The 13,982-nt window shown below is 49.5% G+C and carries 12 protein-coding genes; 6 read left to right on the forward strand and 6 right to left on the reverse strand.

Annotated elements, in window-relative coordinates:
• Positions 1 to 95: 95 nt before the first annotated feature.
• Together purD and purH are read right to left on the reverse strand one after the other, a co-directional pair.
• A complete protein-coding gene (gene purD, locus K0H59_RS02255) occupies positions 96 to 1,394 on the reverse strand; it encodes a phosphoribosylamine--glycine ligase (RefSeq protein WP_220054526.1) in 1,299 nt (432 codons plus the stop codon).
• Between the two features lie 105 nt (positions 1,395 to 1,499).
• Complete coding sequence (purH, locus tag K0H59_RS02260; RefSeq protein WP_220054527.1) at positions 1,500 to 3,098, reverse strand: bifunctional phosphoribosylaminoimidazolecarboxamide formyltransferase/IMP cyclohydrolase; 1,599 nt, start codon at positions 3,096 to 3,098, stop codon at positions 1,500 to 1,502.
• A gap of 336 nt (positions 3,099 to 3,434) precedes the next feature.
• Between purH and zntR the strand changes: the two genes are divergently transcribed.
• Both zntR and K0H59_RS02270 read left to right on the forward strand, forming a co-directional pair.
• Positions 3,435 to 3,908 carry a Zn(2+)-responsive transcriptional regulator gene (gene zntR, locus K0H59_RS02265; protein ID WP_220054528.1) on the forward strand — a complete coding sequence of 158 codons (474 nt, stop codon included), beginning with the start codon at positions 3,435 to 3,437 and terminating at the stop codon, positions 3,906 to 3,908.
• 2 nt (positions 3,909 to 3,910) lie between these two features.
• Positions 3,911 to 5,401, forward strand: coding sequence for a permease (locus K0H59_RS02270; protein ID WP_220054529.1), 1,491 nt, complete (start codon positions 3,911 to 3,913; stop codon positions 5,399 to 5,401).
• Between the two features lie 107 nt (positions 5,402 to 5,508).
• On the opposite strand, the gene K0H59_RS02275 is transcribed toward K0H59_RS02270, so the two are convergent.
• Complete coding sequence (locus tag K0H59_RS02275) at positions 5,509 to 6,396, reverse strand: SPFH domain-containing protein (protein ID WP_011715656.1); 888 nt, start codon at positions 6,394 to 6,396, stop codon at positions 5,509 to 5,511.
• 345 nt (positions 6,397 to 6,741) lie between these two features.
• Here K0H59_RS02275 and K0H59_RS02280 point away from each other — a divergent pair, with 345 nt between their 5' ends.
• Genes K0H59_RS02280 through K0H59_RS02290 form a run of 3 tightly spaced genes read left to right on the forward strand, consistent with a single transcriptional unit; the run spans position 6,742 to position 8,916 of the window.
• Entirely contained in the window at positions 6,742 to 6,996 is a 255-nt protein-coding gene (locus K0H59_RS02280; RefSeq protein ID WP_088211891.1) for a hypothetical protein, read from the forward strand.
• A gap of 3 nt (positions 6,997 to 6,999) precedes the next feature.
• Positions 7,000 to 7,290, forward strand: coding sequence for a hypothetical protein (locus tag K0H59_RS02285; RefSeq protein WP_220054530.1), 291 nt, complete (start codon positions 7,000 to 7,002; stop codon positions 7,288 to 7,290).
• 6 nt (positions 7,291 to 7,296) lie between these two features.
• Positions 7,297 to 8,916, forward strand: coding sequence for a PepSY domain-containing protein (locus tag K0H59_RS02290; protein ID WP_220054531.1), 1,620 nt, complete (start codon positions 7,297 to 7,299; stop codon positions 8,914 to 8,916).
• A 52-nt stretch (positions 8,917 to 8,968) separates the two neighbouring features.
• Here K0H59_RS02290 and K0H59_RS02295 read toward each other — a convergent pair whose 3' ends face one another.
• Positions 8,969 to 10,141, reverse strand: a complete 1,173-nt coding sequence (locus tag K0H59_RS02295; RefSeq protein WP_011715660.1) for an MFS transporter — start codon at positions 10,139 to 10,141, stop codon at positions 8,969 to 8,971.
• Between the two features lie 218 nt (positions 10,142 to 10,359).
• Entirely contained in the window at positions 10,360 to 11,403 is a 1,044-nt protein-coding gene (locus K0H59_RS02300; RefSeq protein ID WP_011715661.1) for a diguanylate cyclase, read from the reverse strand.
• A gap of 654 nt (positions 11,404 to 12,057) precedes the next feature.
• On the opposite strand from K0H59_RS02300, the gene K0H59_RS02305 reads away from it, so the two are divergent.
• On the forward strand, positions 12,058 to 13,458 hold the full coding sequence (locus K0H59_RS02305; RefSeq protein ID WP_088211888.1) for a DASS family sodium-coupled anion symporter: 1,401 nt from the start codon (positions 12,058 to 12,060) through the stop codon (positions 13,456 to 13,458).
• A gap of 69 nt (positions 13,459 to 13,527) precedes the next feature.
• On the opposite strand, the gene trxC is transcribed toward K0H59_RS02305, so the two are convergent.
• On the reverse strand, positions 13,528 to 13,950 hold the full coding sequence (trxC, locus tag K0H59_RS02310; protein ID WP_220054532.1) for a thioredoxin TrxC: 423 nt from the start codon (positions 13,948 to 13,950) through the stop codon (positions 13,528 to 13,530).
• Positions 13,951 to 13,982 lie beyond the last annotated feature (32 nt).

A 13,982-nucleotide genomic window follows, 5' to 3' on the forward strand; every position in this document is an offset into this window, starting at 1 on the left:
AATTCCATATAAATCATTATCTTAAAATTGACGGTCGTCAATTTTAAGGCATAAAAAAACCGGCTGATAGCCGGTTTTTTTGAATGATTTAGCCTTTAGCCCTGTTGTTCACGGGCAATGGCGCGATAACCGATATCGGTACGGAAATACACATCATCCCAGTGGATTTCATCAACCAGCAGATAAGCGGCTTTTTGTGCTTCGGTCACTGTGTGTCCTAAGGCTGTCGCACATAACACGCGGCCGCCGTTGGTGACCACATGGCCGTCTTTCATCTCAGTACCCGCGTGGAAGACCTTAGCATCGTGATTACCTAGGCTTAAACCCTGGATCACATCGCCTTTGCGGTAATCGTCTGGGTAACCGCCAGCAGCTAACACGACACCGACTGCGGCGCGAGCATCGTACTCGGCGGTGACTTTATCTAGCTCGCCACGGGTGGCGGCTAAACACAGCTCAACCAGATCAGACTTTAAGCGCATCATAATAGGTTGGGTTTCTGGGTCACCAAAGCGGCAGTTGTATTCCAGTACTTTGGCGCTGCCGTCTGGTGCAATCATCAGGCCCGCATACAGGAAGCCAGTGTACACATTGCCTTCGGCGGCCATGCCATCCACCGTTGGGCGGATTACGTTGGCAATTGTCCAGTCGTGTACGCTTTGAGTCACAACGGGTGCAGGAGAGTAAGCGCCCATGCCGCCAGTGTTTGGACCGTGGTCGGCGTTATCACGGGCTTTATGGTCTTGGCTGGTCGCCATGGCGAGGATATTTTTACCATCGACCATAACGATAAAGCTGGCTTCTTCGCCTTTTAAGAATTCTTCGATAACCACACGAGAACCCGCATCACCAAACTTATTACCCGCGAGCATATCTTCGATTGCGGCATCCGCTTCGGCTTGGTCTTGGGCGATGATCACGCCTTTACCTGCGGCTAAACCGTCGGCCTTGATTACGACTGGGTAACCCGTCTTGCCCGTCAGTTCGCGCACAAAGGCTTTAGCATCTTGGATTTCGGTACAGTTTTTATAACCCGCGGTTGGGATATTGTGGCGAGCCAAAAAGTCCTTAGTGAAGGCTTTAGAACCTTCTAACTGCGCAGCCGCTTTGGTTGGGCCAAAAATGGGCAGACCTGCAGCGTTAAAGGCATCGACCACACCTAATACCAGCGGCGCTTCCGGGCCAACGATGGTGAGTTCGATCTGATTGGTTTTAGCAAAATCGAGCAGGGCAGGAATGTCAGTTGCACTGATATTTAAGTTTTCAAGCTTTGGCTCGAGAGCCGTGCCCGCGTTACCCGGCGCCACATAAACCAGCTCTACCTGAGGTGATTGTGCCGCTTTCCAAGCTAGGGCATGTTCGCGGCCGCCGCCACCAATAACTAATACTTTCATGTTAAGTCATCCCTTTGAGTTTTAAATTCTTTTGGTTAGATACTTATGTTCACTGAGTGCGATAAACGAAACAGCCAGCACATGGCGTGCTGGCTGTAGGTGGCATTAGTGACGGAAGTGGCGCATGCCAGTCATCACCATGGCCATGCCGTGCTCGTCGGCCGCGGCGATGATTTCAGCATCGCGCATTGAGCCACCTGGCTGGATGATGCAGCTGATGCCCGCTGCCGCTGCGGCATCGATACCGTCGCGGAATGGGAAGAAGGCATCGGAGGCCATCACAGAGTTAACCACTTCTAAGCCTTCATCGGCGGCCTTGATACCGGCAATCTTAGCGCTGTAGACGCGGCTCATTTGGCCGGCGCCAACACCGATTGTCATGCCGTCTTTAGCGTAAACAATTGCGTTAGATTTAACGAACTTAGCCACTTTCCAGCAGAACATTAAGTCCTTCAGTTCGCTCTCGGTCGGTTGACGTTTAGTCACGACTTTAATGTCATCTAAGCCAACCATGCCTTGGTCACGGTCTTGCACCAGCAGGCCACCGTTCACGCGTTTATAGTCTAAGGTCTTGGTCTTCGTATCCCATTGACCGCACTCTAACAGACGCACGTTAGTTTTCTTGGCCACTACATCGCGGGCAGCTTGGCTCACGACTGGCGCAATAATCACTTCAACGAATTGACGCTCAACGATAGCGCTAGCGGTTGCTGCATCTAACTCGCCGTTGAAGGCGATAATGCCGCCGAAGGCTGAAGTTGGGTCAGTTTGGTAGGCGCGGTTATAGGCATCGAGTAAGTCTTTACCCAGTGCAACACCACATGGGTTAGCGTGTTTAACGATAACGCAAGCTGGCTCGCTGAACTCTTTCACACACTCAAGGGCGGCATCGGTATCGGCGATGTTGTTGTAAGACAGTGCCTTACCTTGCAGTTGAATGGCAGTTGCGACTGAGGCTTCGTCGATTTTAGTGTCAACATAGAAGGCCGCAGTTTGGTGGCTGTTTTCACCGTAACGCAGATCTTGCTTCTTCACTAATTGGGTGTTGAAGGTGCGTGGGAACTTAGAATCTTCGAAGCACTCATCAGTGCTGTGTGCAGGAACCATAGTGCCAAAGTAGTTGGCGATCATGCCATCGTAACCGGCTGTGTGTTCGAAGGCGGCAATCGCTAAATCGAAACGGGTTGCGTGAGTTGTGCTGCCATTGTTGGCGGCCATTTCGGCTAATACGCGGTTATAGTCGGCCGCATTTACCACGATAGTCACGTCTTTATGGTTTTTCGCCGCAGCGCGCACCATAGTCGGGCCACCGATGTCGATGTTTTCAATCGCATCTTCTAAGGTGCAACCGACTTTAGCAACGGTATCGGCAAAGGGGTAGAGGTTAACTGCAACCAGATCGATTGCATTGATGTTGTTGGCTGCCATGACATTTTCATCAAGACCGCGACGCGCCAAAATGCCACCATGCACTTTAGGGTGCAGGGTTTTAACGCGACCATCCATGATCTCAGGGTGTCCTGTATAGTCAGATACTTCGATAACAGGCACGCCGTTATCCGCTAACAAGCGAGCGGTGCCGCCCGTTGACAGCAGTTCAACGCCTTGGGCGTGTAATGCTTTGGCGAATTCGAGAATTCCGGTTTTATCTGAAACGCTTAACAGCGCGCGACGAATGGGTCTGGCATTATTTGCAACAGTCATTTGGGTACAGGGTCCAGTTATTTTAGTTTCAAGGATCTTTCGGAAAACAGAACAACTTCTATCGGATTCTGCTTTCCAAAAGCCCCTTGGTCCTACTTATATTTTTTGTCCCAGCGTCAGGCGCGCGTATTCTACCGTAAAACTGGATTTACGGGTGTTTTTTCTGCGCGATTTCACAATATTGATATCAGAACAAAGTGGAATGATTTTTGGGCGAGGTGTAAATTTCAAAATAGCCCTTGACCTTGGAGTAGGCTCTAAGGTTTATACTCGCTTCATCATATTGATTGTCAGTGTTGCTTGAGATGATTCGAGTAAAACTGCAAAGGATTAATTATGTACCGAATTGGTGAGTTAGCCGATTTATGCGAGGTTAAGGCCGACACCCTCAGATTCTATGAGAAACACGGCCTGCTTTCGCCTTCGAGCCGTACCGACTCTGGCTATCGGGTCTATACCGATGCGGACGCGGCGCGGCTTCGTTTTATTCTGCGGGCGAAGGCGGTGGGTTTTACCTTGAGTGAAATCAGTGAGCTGTTGTCTATCGACCTCGACAAATCCAACTGGGCCTGTGCCGATGTTAAGGGCATGGTCGACCTCAAGCTGGCACAGGTGCAAGCCAAAATTGCCGAGTTATTGCATTTTCAAACCAGCTTACAGAGTCTGTCGGATGCCTGCTGCGGCGGGCCGCGTAGCGCCGAACATTGCTCGATTTTAGAAGCGCTAGAGTCGAGCACCGAACGAGTACGCGTTGAGCATGACCATGGCGCCGCAGATTGCACCACAACCCTAGATAAGTCAGGGAATTAATTATGTTACTGAAGAATTTTATCGATCTGTTTTTAGATTCCGCCCCTTGGTTACTGCTCGGCTTGATTCTGGCGGGCTTACTCAAAGTGTTTGTGCCTATGGCGTGGATGCAAAAGCAGCTCGGCGGACATGGCTTTAAAACCGTGGTTAAGGCGGCGTTATTGGGCGCGCCTTTACCTCTGTGTTCCTGCGGTGTGATCCCCGCCGCCGTGGGGCTGCGCCGTTCTGGCGCATCGAAAGCGGCAACGACTTCCTTTTTAGTCTCGACACCTGAGACAGGGGTCGACTCTGTGACCGTTTCCTACGTCTTACTCGGCCCTTTTATGGCGATAGTGCGGCCGATTGCGGCTATCACTAGCGCCATTGTAGCGGGCCTTTTAGTAGGGCGTGATGATGACGATGGCACGCCAGCGGCTAAGGCCGAGGCCCAGTTAGACAAGGCCCAGTCAGACAAGGCATTAGCTAGTGCTGCTCCTGTTGCTTCATGCTGTGCTTCAAAATCTTCGTCGACAGAGACAGTGGTAAAAGCCGAAGCGGTAAAAAGCTGCTGCGCATCGACTAAGGCGCCCGCAATCACGCCAGTTAAGTCTTCCTGCTGCGGCAGTGATAACGCGAAAGCGTCAGCAGCCGAGCCAAAAATCAAAATGACGCCGATGGCGGCGCCAAGTCTAATGGCAACTGGCGGCTCAAGCATGGGCGCTGTCACTATGATTAATGCTGCTAAAGCCCATTCCGTAAATGCAGAGAGTGCGGGATCATGCTGTGGCACTCAAACTGCCGCGCCTGAAAAAATAGTCGTAGTGAAGAAGGGCGCTTGTTGTGGTAGCTCAAGCGCGAAAACGGCTGATAGCCATCAAACCGAAGGCGAGAGCTGCTGCGCATCTACACAGGATATGGCGACCGAGCTTAAGTCTGAGTCTGTGATTGCACGTGTAGGCATAGGTCTTAAATATGCGGCGACGGATCTGGTGCGTGATACGACCCTCTGGCTGCTGGTGGGGTTATTTTTCGCAGCATTAGTACAAACCTATGTTCCAGCAGACTTTTTAGCTAAGTGGGGCGATGGATTGCTGGCCATGCTGGTGATGGTGCTAGTGTCTGTACCTATGTATATCTGCGCCACGGCTTCGACGCCGATTGCGGCGGGCTTGTTGCTCGCAGGCGTATCTCCCGGTGCTGTGCTGGTGTTTATGATGGCAGGCCCTGCGACCAATATTGCCACCTTAGGCGTAGTGACTAAGGAGCTGGGTAAGCGTGCGCTCTACGGTTATCTTGGCGGTGTGTTAGGTGTTGCCTTAGTTGCTGGAGCCTTAGTGAATTATCTAGTGGCCAACTTTGGTTTTGAGGTGATGCCACAAATTGGTGAGCAGCACCAAATGTTGTCCGAGTGGTTAGTCACTGCCTCTGGCATTGTGCTCGCCTTGCTGATGGCGAAGGTGGTGTTCGAGAAAATCCCTCGCAGTTGGCTGCGCCGCAGTGACTGCTGTTCATAGCGCTGACGCTAAATAAAAATCCCCAGCAATGACTGGGGATTTTTTATGGTAAAGCCTAATGCGCATCGCTAGTAGCACATAGCTTACTAGCGATGCTTAGTCGTTTATTAGTTCGACTTTTTAGCATCGATAAAGGGCAGGGTACCTGTGGGCAGGACTGTGGTAGGCAGTTTGCCGTCCCATTTCTCGGCCTTGGTCAGTTCGACGAGGTTTTGATTTTGTGCCAGTGCCTCGGCGCGGCTCTTAATGGCAGAGGCTTCTGCATCCCCTTTGATGCGGATACTTTCAGCCTCGGCCTTAGCGCGGGCGAGCTGCGAGTCGGCTTCCGCCTGCGCTTGAGTCACGGCGATTTGGGCGCTAACTCTTTCTTTCTCGAGGTTTTGCAGTTGGGTTTGTACCTCAACCTCGGCGCGCATTCTGTCTTCTACAGACTTCTCGTAGGCATTGGAAAAGTCGATATTTTCAATCTGCACCGAAGTGATTTCGATGGGGCCTTTGACCGAGTTGGTGATGGCGCTGGTGACATCGATACCGAATTTAATCCGCTCCTGCACGACCGAAATCGCAGTGTATTTACCAAAAATGTTTTCGACTTGCGTCGGTACTTGGCGGTCGAGCAGGCGCGCCACCATGGCATCGATACTCTTAAAGTTGGCATAGACTTCTTCAACGCGATCCGGCGGCACGTTAAAGGTTACCGATGCATTAAGGGTCGCGGGTTGCTGATCGCGGCTATAGGCCTGCAATGAGCTGTAGCTGGTGGTGTGGGTTTGGGTCGAGATTTTTACGACTGTATCAAACAGCGGCAGCTTAAAGCCCAGTCCTGGCTCGGCGGTGCCGATGATCTTACCGTTGCGCAGGATTACCCCACGTTCACCTTGGTCGACCGTATACCAACTACCAAATAATGAGATAAACAGGATCAATAAAATCACCACAGGGATGATTTTAGAGAGGCCGATGGAGCTCGGCAGATTGAGTTCATTTTTAATCATGTAGCTTCCTTTGCTGATGTGTTGCGATAGGTGGAATTTATATTTATCGGGGTAGAATACGGTTTGTTTTTTAATCATTTAGATTACATTTTGCCGCAAAATGTAACTTAATGGTTAATGCATAGCAATCATCCCTAAGCAAAGTCGTTGTCACGTGACTCTGATCCTATTCTCCATACTTACAGTGTAAATCTTATTGCGAACTGTTCTCATCAAAGCTAGAGTCCCGCAAATTTACTCAGTTTTTCTATGGCTTTCATTGTGTTATTTGGCACTGGTCGAGGGTGTGACCAAGAAACATGACAGCTAATACGCTAACACTTTGTGGTGAGAGGATACGATCCCGTGTTGCAACTCGTCTTTTTGTTGTCGACGCTTGTAGCCTGCTTGTTATTTTATTTGACCAACAAGCAGCAAAAACTCTTGGCAAGCTCCCTTCCTAAGCGGCCTTGGCGTTTACTCGCCTACGGCATGGCTGTCGCTAGCCTTATAGGCTGGCTCAGCCTTTTTACCCTTAGCGCCGCGATTTTTATTTGGTTAGCCCTGTTGATGTTGTTGACTGGGCTAGTGCCTTTTATCTCACTTATCGGGCGGAAATAAGCCATGGCGCGCTTAGCTGAAAATGACAAATTACAACCAGACTGGTGGACTAAGTCACTGGCGGGGTTGATTTTAGGCTTCACCTTAGCCTTAGGCCTAGTGGGATTATTTGCTTGGTTTGGCCCGGGCGGAATCGATGCCAACACTAAGGTGCAGTTCAATATGTGGTTGATTACGCCCATTTGGTTACTGATCTTAAGTTTTAGCTATTTGTTTAAAACTGGACTCAGGGCTATCGGCTATTTGGGCCTGTTTAACATTTTGACTTATATAGTGTTATATACCTTTAGGTGATAAGGGATGAAAGTTCGCAGTGATGTGTTACGGGTGTATCAGTCTATCCATATTTGGACTGGGATCATCGCCGGAATCGTATTGTTTATCGGCTTTTATGCTGGCTCGCTCACTATGTTTAAGGGGGCGATTGACGCTTGGTCAATGCCGCTTTCTGTGACTTTACCGCAAGTCTCAAGCGATAGGCTCGATGATTTAGTATCGCAGGTGTTAGCGCGGGACGATAAGGCGAAAAACGGCTTTAGTTTGCATTTGAATGATGAGCATCAGTCGCCGATGACCTGGTATCAGCAGGGCTCGGAGCGTGAACTCAGCATGAGTAATCAGCTTTGGCATGCTAGCCTCGACGAGCAGGGACAATTAGTCACCCAACTCAGCACGCCAAGCGAGTTGGCCGAGCTGATTGATCAATTACACCGCACTGCGGGGATTGCCGGTGAGGTCGGCCACGATCAGGCGGGTGTCTATGTGCTGGGTGTTGCCGCCTTCCTATACTTCATGGCACTTGTTTCTGGGGTGATCTTCTTATTACCTACCTTGACCAAGAGCTTTTTTGCCCTGCGTAAAGATAAGGGCGAGAGCCGTTTCTGGCTCGATGCCCATAACTTAGTCGGTATTACCAGCCTGCCATTTCACTTAGTGATCAGTCTAAGTGTGATAGTGTTTGCCTTCCATGATCAGCTTTATGATGGGCTTAAGCATATGGTTTATGGTGAAAAACCATTATTTGCCCAGCCAGCGCCCGACAGAACGCCTTACACACTTGCCGATTTACCTAAGATCACAACCGTTCTAGCTAAGGTGCAGGAGTTGGCGCCCGAGTATCAAGTGCATGAAATGACCTTTATGAACTTGAATAATCCCCGTGCGACCTTGCGTTTAGGCTTATATAACCCTGATGGTTTTATGCGTGGGCCAGTCACCGACTACTTATACATGCACCCTTATAGTCTTAAAGTGTCGAATAGCACGATTGATGCGAGTGAAAATGGCATTTGGGCCAGATCGGTCGCGGTATTCTTTGGACTGCACTTTGGCAGTTATGGAGGCGACCTCGGGCGTTGGGTATATTTCTTCTTAGGCTTGAGCGGCGCCTTCTTATTTTATAGCGGTAATTTGCTGTGGCTGGAAAAGCGACGTAAAAAACAGGCGAGTGATCAGACCCGTGCCAGTCGGTTAATGGCGAGCGCCACCGTGGGGATTTGCTTGGGTTCGGTTGCTGCTCTGGCGGTGAGCATGCTGCTGGGCAAATGGTTTTACGCGCATGTGAGTAATATTAATCATATTTACCTGTGGCTGTATTATCTGGTGTTTACCGTTTTAGTGGCTTATGCCTTCTGGCGCGGCGCGGCTAGGGCGGCGCTGCTGATTTTACCCCTGTGCGCCTTTGCGACTTTGGCCATGCCTATTACTTCTATGATTGGGCTGTTAGTGCCAAGTTTAGGCTTATGGGCGCCCCATTCTGCGGCAACGCTTGGAGTCGATCTGGTGGCGCTCGGCTTTAGCTGTGTGTTCTATTATGGATATCGACTCACGCGCCAGCGCGTGTTCAATGGTCCGCAGGACAGTGTCTGGGCCATTCCCAGCGCTGAGCCTGTAGCAGCGTTAACGCAACAAACTTCCTAACAAAATGGGCGCCCTTATCGGCGCCCATTTTTATTCACTCGGTCAACCAGCACTATGCTTTTGCCGTCGGTAAGCGGGGTTTGCTCCGTAGCAGTAAGTGCGCACCAAGATAACCAAAGGTCAGCACAAAGCTTGCGGCTAAGTAGAGTAGCAAGCCATGCTCGATATGATTAAAGCGACTGGCGGCAACTGGGCCGATAACCGAACCCACGGAATAACTGAGCAACATAATCTGGGTTGCAGACACAATTTGACTGCTGGGCAGATGATCGCAGGCCAGACTGATGGCGATAGGGTAGAGGGCAAAGGCGCAGGCGCCCAGCAACACAAAGCCTAGCCAGAGTCCAACAAGGGATTTTTGCGTCAGTAAGAAGAGTGCCGCAGCGCCAATTAAGCAGAAGGCGGCCATTAAGGCACTCTTCTGGAAGCGTGGAGATAAATAGCTCACCAAGGGCTGAACTATCATGCCGCCCATAATGATTAACGCCATAAATTGCCCCGTCTGCTGGGCAAATCCCATGTCCTGCGACACATACACAGGCAATAGGCCGTAAATGGGGCCGAGTAATAATCCCGAGACTAAACAACCGACCACGGCGGGTTTACTCAGGTTTTTAAGATCTGACAGGGCAATCGAGTGTTGCTCGCTCGATTGCGGCTGACCACGCTTAACTAATAACGCGGGCAAACTGGCGGCGGCCAGTAAACCTATCACCACTAAATAGGGGAGGTTGCCCGTGGTACCTAAATAATCGACCGCGAGTTGTCCAATTGCCGTACCACCGTAGAGGGCGGTCATATAAAGTCCTAAGCGTTTGGCCCGCTGTTTTTGGGTATCGGCCATTAGCAACCAAGACTCGACAACCACAAAAATCCCCGCCACGGCGAGGCCTGCGATCAAACGGGCGGCTAACCAAACGCTGCTCTGTGGTAGCAAAACCATCACCACAACGCTGCACAATAAGACATTCAAAAACAGAATAAAGGCTTTACTGTGGCCGATGCGTGCCACTATGGGGGCGATACAAGGTGCGCCCAATAATAAGCCTAAGTAGAAAATACTCGCGAGCCACGGCGCGAGATCGAGACTGAGCTCAAAATAACTGAGTGAGAGCGGGATCAAACTCATCAAATAGCCCGAGGCGAGGGCAAATAGGCTTAAGCCTGCTACAGGCACAAACAGCCCAGGCTTTTGAGTCGATGGCGTTAACGCGATATTTTCCACTGGCGGTACCAAAACAGGTAAAAAAATAAACAGAAGGAGATTACGGGCGCGACTTTAGGCCGAATGTTGTACGGGGTAAAGTGAGTTAGATTGACTGAGATGGTGAATAATTTTTGTGTTTATTATTCATAGAGATAATGAGTTTTAAATGTTACCAACTTGCAGTTTTATTGTGCGTTTTTTCTGCAAAGGATTTATAACGTCCCTGTTATTTACCTTTATGCCTGCGCACTGTTAAACATGAGCACGCGATTTCTGCCAGCGAGTTTGGCTTGGTAGAGCGCCTTATCCGAGCGCCTCAGTAAGGATTCTGGAGTGTTGTCATGAATGTGCATTGCGGTAAACCCAATGCTCACACTCACACTGATTGGTATGCCATCGTAATCCATCGCGGCGAGGGCAATCGCTTCCCTGATATCGTTAAAAAACCGCAAGGGCTCATACTCGCTTTGCTCGGGGAAGATAATCGCAAACTCCTCGCCGCCAATGCGAAAGAATTTCCCCGGACTGGTCATCATAGTTTCGGAAATGGCGACGATGCGCTGCAACACATAGTCGCCTGCACTATGACCAAATTGGTCATTCAACATCTTAAAATGGTCAATATCCATCAAGCCAAAGAAAAACGATTGGCCATTTTCATGGAACTCGGTCATGGCTTGGCGGATTTTTTGGGTAAAAACCCGTCGATTGGCGGCGCCAGTCAGGTGATCGGTCGAGGCAAGGTATTCGAGTTCTTTCAGTTGCAGACGCAGGCTAATGTTAAGGCCAATCCAATTGGCTAAGCATTGCAACTCTATGGCATGTAACTCACTGTAATAGGATGATTTCTTATGGGCGACATTGAGCGTGCCTAGGCAGACATCGCCATAAAGCAGCGGTGCATCCATACAGGTTTGCATGCCGTGTTGCGCCAGCATAATACAGTCCAGTTCGGTGGATTTATCTAATTCATCGCAGATGAGTACCGTCTTTTCCGTGAAGGCGCGACCCACAAGGGTATTGGCGATAGGCACCCTGAAATCGAGCGGGATCGCTTTGTTACCACGGATGGAATAGATTTTGAGAAAGTCGGCGTCGTCCCTCAAGGTAATGCTGGCCCTTTCGGCATCAAACAGTTGGTAGAGCCATTGGGAAACGGTATCGAGTACTTCTTGAAGTGAATTCGCCACTGCGAGCGCTTGCACAAACTCGACGGGAAGGCAGATCTGATGTCCCTGAGCGTTATCAGATAAGTCTAAAGGGTTGAATCTTCTTTCCATACTTATGCCCCTTAAAGCCTTTGGCTATTTAAAGCGATATTTTAAATACCCAATTGAGGTTCTAGCTGAAATATAAGTGGAGTTGGCAACCTCTGCAATCTTTGTTGAGCTTTGGTTAAATCTTGGCCAGTTGTTATGCGCTGTGTGAGAGCCTGAGTTGAATATCGCTATGGGTGATTTACTCACCATTGTTTTGTTGCAAAGTGATTGGTGGCGACCCGAACAAATGCACGACAAACGATGCATGTTGTTTGAATGTAATTAAATAGAGGGTGATGCTGTTAATGGTTTGTCGATATGTTTATCTGTAACTTCGTTATTGCGGCTGATATTGTGGTTTTAACTACTGTTATTAAGATTAAATTCAGCCTTTATCACTTGATGTAAAACTGAAGTTTGACATGGGTCACAGTTTTAAATATTTATTCAGTTACAGCTTTATCTGTCTTTCGCTCAAATTTTATCCGTTTGAAAATTATGTACATAAGTTCAGATCAAAAACAGGTGATTTTTATCTCGAAAATGGCGTTTGTGCGCCTTTTGTCAGCAGCATTTGTGGTTGCTGGGTAGCAAAACAACAAAATAAACTGCTTTGACTAGTGTGACCTATGCCCTAAATTTGCCTAAAAAAATAATGGTATGAAGGTTGTCACCATGTCCTTAGAGCAATCAAAGTCTGTTCCCCCCAATCATTCGTCCGCGAATGTCGGGCTTGAAAAGAAAAAAATGCTGATCTTAGTCGCGGATATTTTGCTGCTATTCGCGCTGTATTACGGTTTACCCTTTGACCAAGGGGTCAATACGGGTCTGGCTATCTTAGTGTTCGCCGCTATCTTGTGGTTAACCGAAGCGATTCACATCAGTATCACGGCGATTTTAGTGCCTATTTTGGCGGTATTCTTTGGGGTGTTTGAAACCAAAGAAGCCATGAGTAACTTTGCCAATCCAATTATCTATTTGTTTTTCGGTGGCTTTGTACTTGCAGCGGCGCTGCACCATCAAAAGATCGATACTTTGATCGCGCAAAAACTCCTGTTGGCCTCCAAAGGTAAACTCAGCATTGCCTGTTTAATGCTGTTTGGGGTAACGGCGCTGTTGTCTATGTGGATCAGTAACACAGCCACCACGGCAATGATGTTGCCGCTCGCGCTGGGGATTTTGCAGCAGCTCGATCGTAAGTTATATCACAGCACTTATGTGTTCCTGTTATTGGGGATTGCCTATTCCGCCAACATCGGCGGTATTGGTACCTTAGTCGGCAGTCCGCCAAACGCGATTGCGGCGGCACAGGTGGGGCTGAGCTTTAGCGATTGGCTGAAGTTTGGGATCCCAACCGTGATCTTAATGTTGCCTATGATGCTGCTGGCGCTCTATTGGTACTTTAAGCCAGATTTATCGGCTAAGTGCGAGTTGGCGGTTGAAGATCAAAAGCTGACCTTCCAAGGCAAACTAACCTTAGTTATCTTCCTCGCGACCGTTTGCTGCTGGATTTTCAGTGTGCCACTGGCAAAAGCGCTCGGCGGAATTACGCAATTTGATACCGTCGTTGCACTCGGTGCGGTCGTGCTGCTGGCGGGTTTAGGACTGGTGGGGTGGAAGAAGATTGAATCGACTACAGATTGGGGCGTGTTGATCCTCTTCGGTGGCGGTTTGACCTTAAGTGCTGTGCTCAAAAGCACTGGTACCAGCGTGTTCCTCGCACACTGGATGACGGATATTTTTGGCAGCACCCATATGTCGCTGTTCGTGTTTGCAGTGATCGCCTTTGTGGTGATGCTGACCGAGTTTGCCAGTAATACCGCGAGCGCGGCGCTGTTAGTGCCGGTATTTGCGGCGATTGCCGAAGCATTAGGAGTATCGCCTGTTATGCTATCCGTGCTGATTGGTATTGCGGCCTCCTGCGCCTTTATGTTGCCAGTGGCGACGCCGCCTAATGCGATTGTTTATGGCTCTGGCCATATCAAGCAGTCGGAAATGGTGCGAGTGGGCATGATAATTAACTTCCTCAGCATGATAGTGCTGGGCATTATTGCCCACACCTTCTGGGAAGTGTAATCGCCTCTGAACCATTCAAATAAAATACCCAGCTAAGCTGGGTATTTTTATGGGCGAAGTTAACAGACGCTAACAATAACTTTGCAGCCATTGGTCGAGTGCCGACTTGGGTAAGGCGCCCGCTTGCTGGGCGATAACATGCCCCTGTTTGAAAATCATCAGCGTAGGGATAGAGCGGATCCCAAATTGTGCCGCCAGTGCCTGTTGTTCCTCAGTATTTATTTTGCCGAAGCGAAATTGTGGTTCCCATGCTTTTGCCGCCGCCGAAAAGGTGGGCGCAAAGCTTTTGCAGGGGCCGCACCAGCTGGCCCAAAAATCGACAACGAGTGGCAACTCTGACTTGTTTGCATGATGGATAAAATTGGCGCTCGTGAGCTCAATGGGCGCCGCCGCAAACAGGTTCTGTTTACATTTGCCGCAACTCGGCTGCTCAGTTAACCGCTCTTGGGGCACGCGGTTTAAGGTGTCACAGTGGGGGCAGGCAATAATCATGGAATGGCTCCTTAGCTCAATGCATTCTGTAG

This window comes from Shewanella sp. FJAT-51649, assembly GCF_019457435.1.
Classification (GTDB): Bacteria; Pseudomonadota; Gammaproteobacteria; order Enterobacterales; family Shewanellaceae; genus Shewanella; species Shewanella mangrovisoli.

Coding starts and splice junctions, on each gene's coding strand:
- K0H59_RS02305 (WP_088211888.1), top strand. CDS start 12,058: ATGTCCTTAGAGCAATCAAAGTCTGTTCCCCCCAATCATTCGTCCGCG.
- trxC (WP_220054532.1), bottom strand. CDS start 13,950: ATGATTATTGCCTGCCCCCACTGTGACACCTTAAACCGCGTGCCCCAA.
- purD (WP_220054526.1), bottom strand. CDS start 1,394: ATGAAAGTATTAGTTATTGGTGGCGGCGGCCGCGAACATGCCCTAGCT.
- K0H59_RS02300 (WP_011715661.1), bottom strand. CDS start 11,403: ATGGAAAGAAGATTCAACCCTTTAGACTTATCTGATAACGCTCAGGGA.
- K0H59_RS02290 (WP_220054531.1), top strand. CDS start 7,297: ATGAAAGTTCGCAGTGATGTGTTACGGGTGTATCAGTCTATCCATATT.
- K0H59_RS02270 (WP_220054529.1), top strand. CDS start 3,911: ATGTTACTGAAGAATTTTATCGATCTGTTTTTAGATTCCGCCCCTTGG.
- K0H59_RS02285 (WP_220054530.1), top strand. CDS start 7,000: ATGGCGCGCTTAGCTGAAAATGACAAATTACAACCAGACTGGTGGACT.
- zntR (WP_220054528.1), top strand. CDS start 3,435: ATGTACCGAATTGGTGAGTTAGCCGATTTATGCGAGGTTAAGGCCGAC.
- K0H59_RS02275 (WP_011715656.1), bottom strand. CDS start 6,396: ATGATTAAAAATGAACTCAATCTGCCGAGCTCCATCGGCCTCTCTAAA.
- purH (WP_220054527.1), bottom strand. CDS start 3,098: ATGACTGTTGCAAATAATGCCAGACCCATTCGTCGCGCGCTGTTAAGC.